Here is a 13,742-nt window from a genome sequence, read left to right on the forward strand (position 1 = left end):
AGGCGCATGGAGGCGATTTCGTACAGGGCATCTTCCATGGCACCGTCGCTCAGGTTGTACCAATGCTGCATGCAGTGAATACGCAGCATGGTCTCCAGCGGATAGGGCCGTCGGCCATTGCCCGCCTTGGGATAAAACGGCTCGATGACAGCGGTCATATTCTGCCATGGCAGAATCTGCTCCATGCGGGAGAGGAAAATCTCTTTTCGGGTCTGACGGCGCTTAGTGCTGAATTCACTATCGGCGAAGGTGAGTTGATGGCTCATGATGTCCCTCTGGGATGCGCTCCGGATGAATATGATGATCTCATATCAGGAACTTGTTCGCACCTTCCCTAAGTACTGCAGCATCGAGAGCAAACGTATTGATCGACAACTCAAAGATCGTTTTGATGCTTCATTGACGCGTCTTGCAAGGACGAATATCAGTTTCATAAAGCAAATACCCGGTACAGACGATCACATTACGATAAACATGCACCTGGTAGAATCAACGTATTTGGGGTCCGCCTGGAAACGGAAATTATCCCACGTTAAGCCTGTTTTTTGTACAGAAAAATTTAGCCGTGAATAACAATTAGATGGCACCATACTAAAAAACTACAGAAAGAGAATACTAAGGAAGATCACAGGAAGAGGAAAAAGTTAAAAAATCCCCGGCATAAATGCGGGGGATTTGTGTATAAGAGGCAGTCCTGTGGGAGAGGGCTAGGGTGAAGTCAACTCAGCCTGTTCCTGTAATATCTGCATTGCCTTCTGATAGCTCATTTCCTTACGGAACAACCCGGCGGTACCCAGGATAAACATATCCACATCCGCGGCCAGCTCTCTGACAATTGCGGGTGAGATAGCGCCATCGATGGCGATTTTTGCTTCGCTGTATTGTTCCCTCAGCATCTTGCGCAGCCTACGGGTCTTATCGATCGTGTTGTGAATAAACGGCTGGCCGGCAAAGCCAGGATTGACCGACATCACTAACACGACATCAACCACATCCAGTACCTCACTCAGGCTGCTCAAAGGCGTCCCAGGATTGATGGCCACGCCAGCCTTGACGCCACGCTGGCGAATATTGCTCAAGGTACGGTGCAGGTGTGTCGGGGCTTCAGCGTGCACATAGATAATGTTACAACCCAGATCGGCAAACTTGTCGATATACGCGTCCGGGTTGCTCATCATCAGATGGGCGTCATAAGGGATCTTCGCCAGCTTAGCGACGGCCTTAATATCCTCCGGCCCCAGCGCCAGATTAGGGACAAAATGGCCGTCCATAATGTCGATATGGAACATGGCTGCTCCAGCCGCTTCCAGTTCGGCCAGCTCTTCGCCAAGGCGGGAGAAGTCAACGCACATCAATGAGGGGCAGAATGCATTGTTCATGGAAGAGTCTCCAGAACGGCTATCATTTCAACACGTTTCTGGTGGCGATCCCCTTCGAACTCAGCGTTAAGCCACTCATCGACGATCATCTTCGCCAGCTCGGCACCGATGACCCTGGAGCCGAAGGCCAGAATATTGGTGTTATTGTGCAGACGGGACAGCTTGGCCGAGTAAGGCTCGCTGCATACCACTGCGCGGATGCCGTTGACCTTGTTGGCAGCAATCGAAATACCGATGCCCGAACCACAGATGAGGATGCCAAGATCGGCCTCTTGCGAGACTACTGCGTCGGCAACGGCTTTGGCATACAGCGGATAGTCGGTACGCTGCTCTCCATGAGCGCCTTTATCGATCACGGTGATCCCTTTCGCCTCCAGGTGTTCGGCAATGGTGGGTTTTAAAATGATCCCTACATGGTCACAGCCAATGGCAATTTTCATCGTTTATCCTCTGTTGTCGCTGCCGGTCTGGCAGCAACAAATTCACAGTAATGCGTTGGTAATGGGATGTTGGTTTACTAAGCGTCTTGCAGACAGTCTTCCAGATTGGATTTAATCAACGTGACTTGCGGGCCATAAATCACCTGGATGCCTTTGCCCCGGCGGATCACACCGCGTGCCCCTGAGCTTTTAAGCAGGCTATCGTCCACCAGATTTTCATCGGCGACGGTGATCCGCAGCCGCGTGGCGCAGCAGTCGATATTAGTGATGTTGGCTTTGCCACCCAGACCGGCAACAATCAAATCGGAAACCTGATCGCCTTGCTGGCCGTTGGCTTTGGCAGCCTCAACGTCTTTACGGGTATAGAGCTTGGTTTCCTGGCCTTCGTCTTCACGCCCTGGTGTTTTGAAGTTGAGGTGCAGGATCAGGAAGCGGAAGCTGAAGTAGTAAATCGGGAACAGTGGAATACCGATCAGGATGGCATTCAGCCAATGGGTCTTGACATTGCCTTGCAGTACGCCGAACAACACGAAGTCAATCAGGCTTCCGGAGAAGGTTTGCCCAACACCGACGTTGAAGATGTGACAGAGCATGAACGACAGACCCGCCAGCACGCAGTGCAGTACATACAGCAACGGTGCAGCGAACAGGAATGAAAACTCGATAGGTTCGGTGATCCCGGTCAACACGGCGGTCAGGGTGGCCGACAGCAGCAGGCCAAGCACCAGTTTACGGTGTTCCAGTTTGGCACAATGGTAGATAGCCAGTGCGGCCCCAGGGATGCCGAATAGATAGAACGGGAACTTACCGGCCATAAAACGGGTAGCTTCTACCGAGAACTCTTTGGTGTTCGGGCTAGCCAATTCGGCAAAGAAGATATTTTGTGCACCAGAGACCGAGATACCGTCGATGATTTCGGTTCCGCCCAGCCCGGTTTGCCAGAATGGCATGTAGAACACGTGGTGCAGGCCGAAGGGGATCAGTGCCCGTTCGATAAAGCCGTAGATAAAGGTACCGGCATAGCCTGCCCGGTTAACCAACGCGCCGAGATGCATGATCCCTTCCTGTATCGTTGGCCAGATATAGAACATCAGGATGCCCACACCCACATAGGTCAATGCGGTAACGATAGGTACAAACCGAGTGCCACCGAAAAATGAGAACGTTGCTGGCAGCTCGATTCGATAAAAACGGTTGTGCAGCGCGGCAACACCCAGGCCAACCAGAACTCCGCCGAACACGCCCATCTGTAGAGACTTGATCCCCACGCTCATGCCCAGCGAACCATCAGGTAACGCGCCAGGGGCCAATAACTCGTTGAGTTGCAGCATGGCATTAATGGTAGCGTGCATGGCAAAGAAGCCGACTGCACCGGAGATGGCGGCGACCTGTTTCTCTTTGGTAGCCATACCCATCGCGACGCCGATGGCAAACAGCATCGGCAGATTGGAGAAGACGACGCTACCGGCACTTTTCATTACGGTGAGTAATGCGTGAAGTACCGTGCCGTCACCCAACAGGGATTGCAGGCCATAGGATTCGATGGTGGTGGCGTTGGTGAATGATGCGCCAATGCCCAACAGCAACCCGGCGACGGGGAGCAGAGCGATGGGCAGCATAAAAGAGTGCCCAATACGCTGAAGAATACCGAAGAATGACGATTTCATAGTTTTCCCTTAAATCAGATCGGGTATTGCATAGTGGTTTTTTCCCGGAGCAATCGAGGCTTCATCCTGAATCAGAATGACATAGACTTCACAGTACGAATTATTAATGTGAAGTATATGTCATTGCAATAGACCGAAGAGATCGACTTCACATAAATTAAAACATTTGTGAACAAAAGATTATTCCCATCACTGGTGTGTAGTACTTGATGGATTGGGGGCTGGATAAAGCGAGTGATCGACAATGCTGATATCTTTATCGGATGTCAGGATTTTACAATATGGATAATGATTGTGAATTTATTGCTTTGAATGGCCAGATAGGGATTCATGTCCCGCTGGGGGCTGTGGTAAACTACTGGCGAACATCGACATAAACTGCGGGGGGATAAATGGCAAATCAGCGCGAAGTGTTACCGGATACCGAAAATGCACTGGCCATCGGGGCCAAGATCAAGATGTCGCTCTCTTCGCTGAATCCGACTGAGCGCAGTATCGTTGAGTGGTTGATCACCAAAGGAAACATCACAAAAAATACCGGACTGCGTGAAGTTGCGGGGTGTCTTGATGTTTCTGAACCCTTGATCGTCAAGGTTGCCAAAAAAATCGGTTATTCCGGTTTTCGCGAGTTGCGCGGCGCGTTGGTGAGTTATTTCAACTTTCTGCCCTATGAGAAAGAGGAAGAGATCACGGCCGACGATAATCTGGATACCGTGCTGGATAAGGTATTCAGTAACAGCATTCAGGTGCTGAAGGAGGCGCAATCGGTGGCAGATACCCAGGTGATTGGGCAGGCAGCCGGCCTGATTTATCGCGCCAGACGGGTGATGATACTGGGGGTAGGTGGTTCGGCATCGGTATGCCTGGATTTTGAGCATAAGCTCCTGCGTATCGGCATCATCAGCCACAGCTATAGCGATTTCCACCTGATGTTGATGGTCGCCAGTCAGCTGGACGAGCAGGATGTGGTGATCGTGATTTCTCAATCAGGGGAGACAAGGGAACTGCTGAATGCGGTAGAGATTGCCAATGAGCGGCAGGCCAAGGTGATTTGCATTACCAACGATAATGCCTCGCCGCTGTCGCAGAATTCGGATTTGTCGATCTTTAGTCCGGCCATGAGTGGGCCGCTGTTGGGGCAAAATGCGGTGGCGCGGATCATTCAGCTCAACCTGCTGGATACACTGTTTATCGCGATCTTGTTGCAGGACTATCAAGGGAACAAGCAGCGATTGGAGCGTGGCATTCAGGTCGTGGAACCGTTGCACGGCAAGAAAAGTTAGCTGACCCCTGTCATCATTTCATTTCATTCCCGCCCCTGGACGATCGACTACCGCAAACCGGGCTACCAGCGCCGGCTCGAAAGCCATTCACTTGCTGTTCCTGAGGTTCAGCAGCTGATTAGAAAAGAAAATATCCCTCATTTTTCATGCGACATCACAGATATTCGGGGGATTTCGGCCTCGAAATCTATGGATCATGATCTCCGGGACATCGATGAGTTTCCTGTACTGAGATGCCGTGAGCTGGCTGAACCTGTGACTGAAGAGCACCTGCGAAAAAATATGCGTCACTGGGAATTACGGCTCGACCGGATGCTGTTTGCTGAATATCCGTGGGCAGAGCGGAGACTTTACTGGCTGAACGACGGTGGCTCACACCATTTTGGCGCTGCCCGCTATCAGGCACGCCGCCTGGGCATTGCGGTTCCGCTTACCGGCAGACTCTGTCGCTACGGTGTAAATGTGCCGATGATCTCCGCTATACGTCAGCAATGGCATCTGTTTGCTATTCCGGCAGATGAACTCTTCGGCTGCTTTTTCGACGCCATGAATGCCTTTGAATGCCCGTTTGGTAATTCCGGTTTGCCGCGTCACATGCATGATACGGATAAGTCAGGCGTTGATCTCAAACTGGTCTGGCTTGAACGTTGCCATCCCAGAGCCAGTGCTGTTGCTGATGTACTTTCAGCCGCAGGCTTTCCTGATTTCGGGAAGCAGCTCCAGCAACTGGCCAAAGAACCTTCGCCACGTTGAATAAGCCTGATTTATTTTCACTGACTTATGTGATTAATGCTAATGTACGCATACATTAGCATTAATCATGCATTTAATCCCCTGCGCCTTTCTGTCTGTTCTGATTTTTCCGGTAGTCCTGCTTCAATCTCCCGATATTCTTCATGACTGTCTGCCAGTGGTCGTCTGCCTGCTGCCGGTAGCGTTCGGCAACGGCAGCAATAATGTCAGGATCACTGTCATGGCTGCGGTGCATGCGTCCCTTCTGGCCAAAGATATCAACAATAATATTCTGGCTGCCCTGCCTGTCGAAAAGATGAGCGCACAGGCGCTTTACAACCAGCGGAGTATAGTCCAGCCCGGCCTCATCAGCGATCTGGAAGAAGAAGTACAGCATCTCATACGTTTTGTAGCGCTTGACGGCCGCACTGAGTCTGGCGGCCCGTTGTGGTGCTTCCCAGGTGTCATCCCTGTAGTTACGCAGTTCTGCCCTGCAGGATGCACTGAGTAAGGAACAGGCACAACACAAAGCCACACGGGAAGACCTGCAGAAACGACTGGAGCAAATTTCTGCCGAAGCTAATGCGCGTACAGAAGAACTGAAGTCTGAACGCGATAAAGTCAATTCTCTCCTTACCCGTCTTGAATCGCAGGAAAATGCGCTGGCCGCAGAACGTCAGCAGCATCAGGCCACCCGCGAGACACTGCAGCAGCGCCTCGAGCAGGCCGTCGCTGATGCACAGGCGCGCGCCGGGGAGCTTGCGCTTGAGCGTGACAGAGTCAGCAGCCTCACCGCAAGGCTGGAATCGCAGGAAAAAGCCTCCTCGGAGCAACTGGTGCGAATGGGCAGTGAAATAGCCAGTCTGACAGATCGCTGCACGCAGCTGGAAAACCAGCGTGATGATGCCCGTCTGGAGACGATGGGGGAGAAAGAAACGGTCGCGGCACTGCGCGGTGAGGCTGAAGCCCTGAAGCGTCAGAACCAGTCACTGATGGCGGCGCTTTCAGGCAATAAACAGACCGGTGACCAGAATGCGTGATGATGACAATTCAGACGCCTGTGATGAAGCGCCCCGGGCGGAGGAAAAATGCTACACCAGAGGGCGGCTTCGGGATGAGTTCAGGATGAAGCCAGCCCCCGGTGTGGAACCGGTCAGAATGTACAAAAGTCCTTACGGCGGGAAATACGGCGTATGGCGGCTGGCTGACTGCGTCCCGATGCGGGCGAAACGCCCTCAGACAGAAAAACAGCGGCAGGCCAGCGCACGTCTGGGCCTGCAGGCCCGGATGAAGAGTGAGTGTGGCAGGTTCGCCATGCTGGCACATACCTGGTTAGCGCTGGACCCCGTCTTCCTCGATACCGAAACAACCGGACTTGATGCCGGCGCGCAGGCGCTGGAAATCGGTCTGGTGAATGCCCGCGGTGAGAGGATATTTGAGACCCGCCTTAAACCCACTGTCGGCATCGATCCGGCAGCAGCTGCAGTACACGGTATCAGTGACGATGATCTGGTCAGTGCGCCATCGTGGCCCGATATTGCGCAGCAGCTGCAGCACCATATCGGCCGGCGCCCGCTGGTTATTTTCAATGCTGAGTTTGATACGCGCATTCTGAAGCAGACAGCGGCAGCGCATAACGACCGTGCCAGCTGGCTGGACTCTCTGACGGTGTACTGCGCCATGCGACTTGCAGCGGGGTATTACGGCCCCACCAATCGCTACGGTACCATATCGCTTTCCGGCGCTGTCAGTCAGGCTGGGCTGAGCTGGGCCGGGGAGGCACACTCCGCCGTCACTGACGCAGTTATGACGGCTCGGGTGGTAAACAATATTGCCGGATACTGGCGTGAGATCCAGTGTGAAATGAATGATGGCGCAGGGAGATAACGCTGCTCTCTGGCTGGTCAGACAGCTGCAGGTATTAATTCAGGAGTCTGGAATGGAAAATATGATGAAAACTATGCGTGAGCATTTTCCCACGAGAACAGTGGTGATCGAGCAGTCTCTGGATATGTTTGGCGTCAAACGAAATGAGGACGGGACGTTACTCTTCCCCCGTCACTCCGATAAACGTTTTCCCATTGCACGTATCCGTAAGCGACTGGCGGCTTATGGCTGGCGAGGCGAACGTCTGAATAAGGAGGTAGCGCGTATCGTCGCGGGCCCTGATATTTACGCTGAGAGAAATGAATACAGCATTATTTTCCCTTACGGATGGGAGAAGAAGCAGCTGACGCGTGAGATGCGGCGAATGTTTCCCCGTAAGACGGGCCGACGTGTGCTGATTATGCTGGATGAATTACATCATTTTTCTGACTTGCGGGAGAAGCCGTGACGCTGACAGAAAAATCGGGCCATCTGGCATGGTGTGCCCTGGTGGCGCTTGCGCTGGCCAGGCAGGAGGGTGGCGTTCTCTCGCCGGCACAGGAAAATCTCTTTCTCATCCGCTGGCTGGCGACTGCGCTGAAGCAACGGCGTTTCCCCCGGGAGATAAATCCGGACATCGAGTGGCTGTTGAAACAGAGGCGCCAGCTGGGCGTCAGCGCGAAGCTGGCCAGCAAGCTGAATTACCTCTGGCGTTCCTGCACCGGCGAGTTGTCCGAGCAGAACGACCTGTTCCGGCTGACGTATGCTCTGGAAACAGCGAAAGATATGCACTGGAACTACCGTCTGCTGAGCGATCGGGAATGGTCAGGCCGAAATGCTGTGGCGCTCAGTGCGGGCGTGAACGGCATTTATCTCTCACGGGCCAACCTCGATGTCGCTTTTGACGACAGCGGCCGACAGATAAATCCGCTTACAGCACGTCTGACGGGTAACGTAGTGGGGGTGATGAAGGTGTTTAATCGCTGTGGCTGGCAGGCAGAGCCTGAGTCTGGTGCCTCCCTGCCCCACCAGTATTCTCTGATGGCCGGACAGGGAGTGCCAGGAAAGGGGGATTAGTGGCGGATCTGCGCTAGTTCGTCTTCAGTCAGACCGGTCATTTTCATGACGGTATTGCGGTCAATTCCGTTCTGCAGCATGGTTCGTGCAATTTTAAGGGTGGCTTCGCGCTCGCCTTTTTCAATACCGCGTTGTTCACCTAACTGCAGGCCCTGCTGCAGACCCTGCTGCAGGCCCTTCTCGATGCCAATCTGTTCAAGCTGTTGTGCGATGGTCATCAGTTCATCCTCGTGTTGCGGCAGACGCTCTGCCAGCGCCCGCATAAATTCAGGTGCAGGCGCTTCACCTGCATTTACCATGTAGTTTATCAGAACGCGCACCTGTTCGGGGGAAATCCATTCCACCATTACCCGGGGTAGCCTGTCCAGCAGTTCCATCATGTCCCGCTGGCGGATATGTTTCATCAGCAGGGTCAGTGCGGCCATCCGTCTGTGGTTCATTATCTCATCATCATCGATGACGGTGACATCAACCAGCGGGAATCCTGTCGTGTATACTTTTCCGGCCTGTTCCGGGTTACTGAAACAATCCAGCCAGTTCGTGGAGAACGGGTACGGACTCCGGCTGCCGTGGTAAAACAGAACCGGGATGACCAGCGGCAGTTTTTTATGACCCGCTTCAAGATGACGTTGCATGGCGGCGACAGCATATCTGAGCTGACGAAAGGCCATATTTTTATCCGCCGAACTCTGGTGTTCCAGAAGCAGATGGATGTACCCGTCATCGCCGGTGGTGGTTTTCATGCTCCAGAGAATGTCGCTGGCGTACTGACGTAAGTCGTCCTCAACGAAGGTACCGGACTCCAGCTTCAGCGTGGTCAAATCGCACAGCGCGCGTAATTCAGCCGGGAGATGTAACATCATGAAGTCACGGGCGACATCGGGATTCGCCAGGAACTGGCGAAATGTCGCGTCATGGGGTGTGGGTGTACCTGGTTTCTTCTTCATCAGTCCTGGGCTCTGAAAAATGACCCGGAGATGTTATCACAGCCCGGGAAAAGCTAATATTGGCGGTGAACGGAATTGCCATTCCTTCAGGGGACCGTTCCGGGGTGGTTCGGTCCCCTTCCTAAACCATCTTTACTCATCATCAATTACTGCCTTAGCAACTTTCTTCCCTCTCTCAGATATTCTAAAGCCTCTTCTCTCCGTCCTTCTGTGGCAGCTGTATATAATGTCGCGATACCGCTGACAGCCTGATGGTGGGTTATACTGCCTTTACTGAAATCATCCAGAACAGTACAAAGGAATTCCTCCAACAACTCCTGTTCTCTTTGAGATATTCTTTCAGCCATATTCGCTCCATAAGCTTAATTGTTTGTTCTGAACCTAACGTGAATAAGTATCGTCAATCAGTATCCTGCTTATGATTGCCGTTACAGACCCTGATTACTGTCATCTTTGATACGCCAGCCAGGCGGGCTGTTTCACGCAGTGATTTTCCGTGGGCCAGACGCAGAGTACGTATCAGTTCATGTTTCTGTGCATCGGCCACCCTGCCCCGGTATTTTCCTTCAGTTTTCGCTTTACAGATTCCCTCTGCCTGGCGACGTCGACGGTCTTCGTAGTCTTTTCTGGCAATAGCGGCGAGCATATCCAGCATCATGCCATTTACGGCCTTCAGCATGCTTCGGGTGAAGTCATCACTTACTGTGCTGGATAGCGCCAGATGGCTGGTTGGTAAATCAAGACTGACGATGGCCAGCTGCTTGTCGGTGATTTGCTTTCTGAGTGTCTCCCAGCCTGCATCATCCAGTCGAGTAAGCCTGTCGACCTGTTCAATGAGAATCACATCACCAGGTTCCGCATCACCAAGAAGCCTGATCAGTTCAGGACGGTTCATTGTCGTACCGGAGACATTGTCGATATACCAGCCAGCAATACGGTGGCCATTTTGGTTTGCAAATGCCTTCAGTGCATTTTTTGCCCGGCTGGCATTCTGCTCTGAAGTGGATGCCCGGAGGTAACCAAAAACGAACATATTTTGTCCTTCTGGTAACTTTTAAGTGGTCTTGCTTATGATGGTATCACTTATGTGGTAACAATAATATTCGCCGGTATTTTTTCGGGTGGTATATATAGAGCATACCCCAATGTGACAGGCTGACGCGCCCACGGAGCTTGTCCAACCCCTCGCCTGCTCAGATGCAAGCTCTGAACAGACTCACGGTTTTTTCTTTGAGTACAGCCTCAGTTGTCTTTTTGAGCTACGTGATAGGTAGGTATTAACGTACAATAATTTAATGTCGTATCATTATATGTTGTACGTTATTATTTATTGTGTACAATGGCGTGAGCTTCTACGCCATCAATGTGCAAGGATTCCATCTTTAGGGGACAAAAATGAAACGCGATTACGGTAGTGTGGGTACCATAGCTCTTAGAGCAAGCGCTTTACTTCAGGCTATGAGTAGGGATATTGAGGAACAAAGGAAAGAATTTAATCTGACAGATTATCATCAGACATATACTCGTAACGCTGTCGCAAAACTACCAAAGCTGAGCCGGCGTATCGTAGAACTGGCCATGAAAGAAATGGAAGAAGACGGCTATATATTTAATAAAAAGCAGATTGGTAACGTCGAACAATATGCTCTGACGATAAAGAATGTTATCGATATCTACGCCCACCGACAGATACCTAAATATCGCGATATCCATAAAGAACCCTACGTTATTTTCGTTGTAAACCTTAAAGGTGGTGTATCAAAAACAGTCAGTACAGTTACTCTTGCACATGCGTTGCGTGTACATCAGGACCTGCTGCGGCATGATCTTCGCATCCTTGTAATAGACCTCGACCCACAGGCCTCCAGTACTATGTTCCTGGATCACACCCATAGCATTGGTACAGTCCTTGAAACAGCTGCTCAGGCAATGCTGAATGATCTCGATGTTGAAACATTGCGAGAAGCAGTTATTCGCCCCACCATTATTCCTGGTGTTGATGTCATCCCTGCTTCTATTGATGACGGCTTTGTGGCGAGCCAGTGGGAGTCTTTAGTAGCAGAACATTTACCAGGACTTAAACCTTCTGAAGTCCTCAGGAAAACAATTATTGACCGTATCGCTGGTGACTATGATTTTGTCTTCATAGATACTGGCCCCCATCTTGATCCGTTCCTTCTGAATGGTCTGGCAGCGAGTGATTTGCTTCTGACCCCTACTCCACCGGCACAGGTTGATTTCCATTCAACCCTTAAATATCTGACACGTTTGCCTGAAATGCTGGAGCGTCTTGAAGACGAAGGTGTGGAACCACGCCTGAGCGCGAGTATCGGTTTCATGTCAAAAATGACTAATAAGCGTGATCACGAAACTTCGCATAGCCTGGCCCGCGAAGTGTATGCAAGTAATATTCTGGACTCGTCACTGCCACGTTTGGATGGATTCGAACGATGTGGTGAATCTTTTGACACTATTATTAGTGCTAACCCTGTTTCATACCCTGGTAGTGCTGAAGCGTTGAAAAAGGCACGTACTGAAGCAGAACGGTTTACGAAAGCAGTTTTTGACCGCATTGAATACATCCGGGGAGAGTCTAAATGAAAAAGGTTTTAGCTCGTGGGCGAGTTCTCGGTAATAGCAATTCAGAGTTTGCCCGTATGCTTGAAGGTGACGGAGATGTCAAAACGTTTACTCTTAAATCCGGCAAGCAGGCCAAATTTGTCAAAACGGTTGTATTAAGCGGAGAGATTGAATCAAAGACGTTCGTTGATGCATCGGTCAATGGACGAGATCAGGCTATGCTTACGCGTGAGTCCGTTAGTGATATTTCCCGGACGATAAAGCTGCAGCAATTCTTCCCGGCTATTGGACGGGAGGTTAATGGACGAATTGAGATATTAGATGGGACCCGACGCCGTGCCGCCTGCATATTTAATAACGTTAAATTCGAAATCCTAGTAACTAAAGATGATATATCACTCGCCGATGCACGGCAGTTAGCGCAAGATATCCAGACAGCTAGAGAACATAGCCTTCGAGAGTTGGGGAAACGACTTGAAGTCACCTATGGAACTAGCATGACGAAAGAAGAGATTGCGTTGAAAGAGAATCTCTCTCCGGCGAAAGTGACTCGCGCGTTTCAGGCCGCAGCAGTGCCAGATGAAATGGTTGCAGTATTCCCGGTGATAAATGATATTTCTTTGTCGGATTATCAGTTTTTGCTAAAACTGGCTGAAGAAGCAAACAACAAGCAAACATCCGTAACAGAACTGATGGAAAAAGTTCAACATCGGTTGAAGACCATGCCAGATTATCCGGCAATTGATAAAAGCAAAATTCTGGCGGCTATCAGGGTTGAGAGCAAATCGTTGACAACCCGCCCTACCAGAACGGTTCAAACTGAGAAGCTGAGAGAATTTTCAGATCGCAATCAGTTTGCCAGAAAGAAAACTGATTCAAAGAAGCGACTGGTTGTTTATGAGTTTTCCCGCATTTCCGCTGAGGCACAGTCGGAGATTGATGATGCAATAAAACGTATTCTGAAAAGACTTCCTGAGTCAAGTGAGTAAGGGAAAAGGATGCCGGAGAGCATCCTTTTTTTATGTTTTTCACCATGCCGATTTCAATGTTATTATTATGATTGTAAAGGAAAATTTTAAATTCTTTCACACTGAAATCACCAAGTTTTTCAACCTTTTCGTGACTCATAATTTCGCTACTGGCAGTTCAGACCAGCGAGTTGTATAGGCCGGTGAAAGCATCTCCCGTTTCATTTGCCACTCAGGTGCGATACCTCGTCCCGCAAACCATACTTTCCCCAGACCGGAATGGTTAATACCGTCCATGACTTTCATCAGCTGATTACTGTTGCTTCGGGGCTGAGTATCATCGAACAGGTTCAACTGCGAAACCCCGGTAGGAGTGAAATCATTGAGCATGCAACCCGCTTTTGCATATCGATGGCCATTCACCCAGATCCGATCCAGTGCTTTCACCGCTGCGGCTATGATGTCCCTGGTATCCTGCGTGGGAGTCATCAACTTCTCACTGGCCACATTCCCGTAATACGGTTCGTTCACCGCGAACGGTGACGTCTTCACAAATACAGCAATGTGCCTGCAGAACTGTCGCTCGCCGCGCAGTTTTTCAGCTGCACGCTCAGCATACTGACAAACTGCCTGGCGCATGGCTTCATACGTCGTGACACGCTCCCCAAAGGACCGGCTGCAGACAATCTGCTGTTTTGGCGGCGGCGCTTCTTCAAGCGAAATACGGCACTGTTGCAAAGTTAGCGATGAGGCAGCCTTTTGTCTTATTCAAAGGCCTTACATTTCAAAAACTCTGCTTACCA

The 13,742-nt window shown here is 51.0% G+C and carries 15 protein-coding genes and 2 pseudogenes; 8 read left to right on the forward strand and 9 right to left on the reverse strand.

The genetic code is table 11. The features are described 5' to 3' along the window. The 4 genes from OGY13_RS02570 to OGY13_RS02585 all read right to left on the reverse strand — a co-directional run. A partial coding sequence (locus OGY13_RS02570; protein WP_032255513.1) for an IS5/IS1182 family transposase occupies positions 1–266 on the reverse strand: 266 nt, incomplete at its 3' end. Between the two features lie 441 nt (positions 267–707). Then, entirely contained in the window at positions 708–1,379 is a 672-nt protein-coding gene (gene rpe, locus OGY13_RS02575) for a ribulose-phosphate 3-epimerase (RefSeq protein WP_047721798.1), read from the reverse strand. Next, positions 1,376–1,819 carry a ribose 5-phosphate isomerase B gene (gene rpiB, locus OGY13_RS02580; protein ID WP_040219247.1) on the reverse strand — a complete coding sequence of 148 codons (444 nt, stop codon included), beginning with the start codon at positions 1,817–1,819 and terminating at the stop codon, positions 1,376–1,378. Before rpiB ends, rpe begins: the two co-directional genes overlap by 4 nt. A 77-nt stretch (positions 1,820–1,896) precedes the next feature. Next, entirely contained in the window at positions 1,897–3,486 is a 1,590-nt protein-coding gene (locus tag OGY13_RS02585; protein ID WP_040219244.1) for a PTS transporter subunit EIIC, read from the reverse strand. Positions 3,487–3,878: 392 nt separating this feature from the next. Here OGY13_RS02585 and OGY13_RS02590 point away from each other — a divergent pair, with 392 nt between their 5' ends. Beyond that, the gene (locus tag OGY13_RS02590; protein WP_040219243.1) at positions 3,879–4,769 is read left to right on the forward strand and encodes an SIS domain-containing protein; all 891 of its coding nucleotides are present in this window, start codon (positions 3,879–3,881) and stop codon (positions 4,767–4,769) included. A gap of 189 nt (positions 4,770–4,958) precedes the next feature. After that, on the forward strand, positions 4,959–5,522 hold the full coding sequence (locus OGY13_RS02595) for a DUF6685 family protein (RefSeq protein WP_052954190.1): 564 nt from the start codon (positions 4,959–4,961) through the stop codon (positions 5,520–5,522). 73 nt (positions 5,523–5,595) lie between these two features. On the opposite strand, the gene OGY13_RS02600 is transcribed toward OGY13_RS02595, so the two are convergent. Beyond that, a complete protein-coding gene (locus OGY13_RS02600) occupies positions 5,596–6,036 on the reverse strand; it encodes a hypothetical protein (RefSeq protein WP_064754782.1) in 441 nt (146 codons plus the stop codon). On the opposite strand from OGY13_RS02600, the pseudogene OGY13_RS02605 reads away from it, so the two are divergent. From OGY13_RS02605 to OGY13_RS02625, 4 genes and pseudogenes are all read left to right on the forward strand, one after another. Further along, positions 5,981–6,541: pseudogene (locus OGY13_RS02605) on the forward strand (DNA-binding protein); the annotation flags it as partial. The gene OGY13_RS02600 and the pseudogene OGY13_RS02605 overlap by 56 nt on opposite strands. Beyond that, positions 6,534–7,388: a 3'-5' exonuclease gene (locus tag OGY13_RS25105; RefSeq protein ID WP_040219240.1), complete on the forward strand. Its 855-nt coding sequence runs from the start codon at positions 6,534–6,536 to the stop codon at positions 7,386–7,388. The pseudogene OGY13_RS02605 and the gene OGY13_RS25105, both read left to right, overlap by 8 nt. A gap of 52 nt (positions 7,389–7,440) precedes the next feature. Further along, on the forward strand, positions 7,441–7,836 hold the full coding sequence (locus OGY13_RS02620) for a hypothetical protein (RefSeq protein ID WP_040219261.1): 396 nt from the start codon (positions 7,441–7,443) through the stop codon (positions 7,834–7,836). Next, complete coding sequence (locus OGY13_RS02625) at positions 7,833–8,444, forward strand: DUF2913 family protein (RefSeq protein ID WP_015493086.1); 612 nt, start codon at positions 7,833–7,835, stop codon at positions 8,442–8,444. The genes OGY13_RS02620 and OGY13_RS02625 overlap by 4 nt, the downstream gene beginning before the upstream one ends. On the opposite strand, the gene OGY13_RS02630 is transcribed toward OGY13_RS02625, so the two are convergent. From OGY13_RS02630 to OGY13_RS02640, 3 genes are all read right to left on the reverse strand, one after another. Beyond that, on the reverse strand, positions 8,441–9,391 hold the full coding sequence (locus OGY13_RS02630; RefSeq protein WP_040219234.1) for an Rpn family recombination-promoting nuclease/putative transposase: 951 nt from the start codon (positions 9,389–9,391) through the stop codon (positions 8,441–8,443). The genes OGY13_RS02625 and OGY13_RS02630 overlap by 4 nt on opposite strands. A 146-nt stretch (positions 9,392–9,537) precedes the next feature. Then, positions 9,538–9,738 carry a hypothetical protein gene (locus OGY13_RS02635; protein ID WP_040219232.1) on the reverse strand — a complete coding sequence of 67 codons (201 nt, stop codon included), beginning with the start codon at positions 9,736–9,738 and terminating at the stop codon, positions 9,538–9,540. A gap of 53 nt (positions 9,739–9,791) precedes the next feature. After that, complete coding sequence (locus OGY13_RS02640) at positions 9,792–10,424, reverse strand: recombinase family protein (protein WP_022652286.1); 633 nt, start codon at positions 10,422–10,424, stop codon at positions 9,792–9,794. Positions 10,425–10,786: 362 nt separating this feature from the next. Between OGY13_RS02640 and OGY13_RS02645 the strand changes: the two genes are divergently transcribed. Both OGY13_RS02645 and OGY13_RS02650 read left to right on the forward strand, forming a co-directional pair. Further along, positions 10,787–11,992 (forward strand): AAA family ATPase, encoded by a 1,206-nt coding sequence (locus OGY13_RS02645; protein WP_015493083.1) that lies wholly within the window; start codon positions 10,787–10,789, stop codon positions 11,990–11,992. After that, positions 11,989–12,960 (forward strand): ParB family protein, encoded by a 972-nt coding sequence (locus OGY13_RS02650; RefSeq protein ID WP_016479949.1) that lies wholly within the window; start codon positions 11,989–11,991, stop codon positions 12,958–12,960. The genes OGY13_RS02645 and OGY13_RS02650 overlap by 4 nt, the downstream gene beginning before the upstream one ends. Positions 12,961–13,095: 135 nt before the next feature. Here the strand turns inward: OGY13_RS02650 and OGY13_RS02655 are convergent. Continuing rightward, positions 13,096–13,662 (reverse strand): annotated as a pseudogene (locus OGY13_RS02655) (DinB/UmuC family translesion DNA polymerase); the annotation flags it as partial. Positions 13,663–13,742: the final 80 nt, after the last annotated feature.

It is taken from the genome of Citrobacter sp. Cpo045 (assembly GCF_030332875.1).
GTDB lineage: Bacteria > Pseudomonadota > Gammaproteobacteria > Enterobacterales > Enterobacteriaceae > Citrobacter > Citrobacter portucalensis.

What these genes read in the sequence shown, in the direction of transcription:
- rpe (WP_047721798.1), bottom strand. Translation starts at nt 1,379, where the DNA reads ATGAACAATGCATTCTGCCCCTCATTGATGTGCGTTGACTTCTCCCGC.
- rpiB (WP_040219247.1), bottom strand. Translation starts at nt 1,819, where the DNA reads ATGAAAATTGCCATTGGCTGTGACCATGTAGGGATCATTTTAAAACCC.
- OGY13_RS02585 (WP_040219244.1), bottom strand. Translation starts at nt 3,486, where the DNA reads ATGAAATCGTCATTCTTCGGTATTCTTCAGCGTATTGGGCACTCTTTT.
- OGY13_RS02590 (WP_040219243.1), top strand. Translation starts at nt 3,879, where the DNA reads ATGGCAAATCAGCGCGAAGTGTTACCGGATACCGAAAATGCACTGGCC.
- OGY13_RS02595 (WP_052954190.1), top strand. Translation starts at nt 4,959, where the DNA reads ATGGATCATGATCTCCGGGACATCGATGAGTTTCCTGTACTGAGATGC.
- OGY13_RS25105 (WP_040219240.1), top strand. Translation starts at nt 6,534, where the DNA reads ATGCGTGATGATGACAATTCAGACGCCTGTGATGAAGCGCCCCGGGCG.
- OGY13_RS02620 (WP_040219261.1), top strand. Translation starts at nt 7,441, where the DNA reads ATGGAAAATATGATGAAAACTATGCGTGAGCATTTTCCCACGAGAACA.
- OGY13_RS02630 (WP_040219234.1), bottom strand. Translation starts at nt 9,391, where the DNA reads ATGAAGAAGAAACCAGGTACACCCACACCCCATGACGCGACATTTCGC.
- OGY13_RS02635 (WP_040219232.1), bottom strand. Translation starts at nt 9,738, where the DNA reads ATGGCTGAAAGAATATCTCAAAGAGAACAGGAGTTGTTGGAGGAATTC.
- OGY13_RS02640 (WP_022652286.1), bottom strand. Translation starts at nt 10,424, where the DNA reads ATGTTCGTTTTTGGTTACCTCCGGGCATCCACTTCAGAGCAGAATGCC.
- OGY13_RS02645 (WP_015493083.1), top strand. Translation starts at nt 10,787, where the DNA reads ATGAAACGCGATTACGGTAGTGTGGGTACCATAGCTCTTAGAGCAAGC.
- OGY13_RS02650 (WP_016479949.1), top strand. Translation starts at nt 11,989, where the DNA reads ATGAAAAAGGTTTTAGCTCGTGGGCGAGTTCTCGGTAATAGCAATTCA.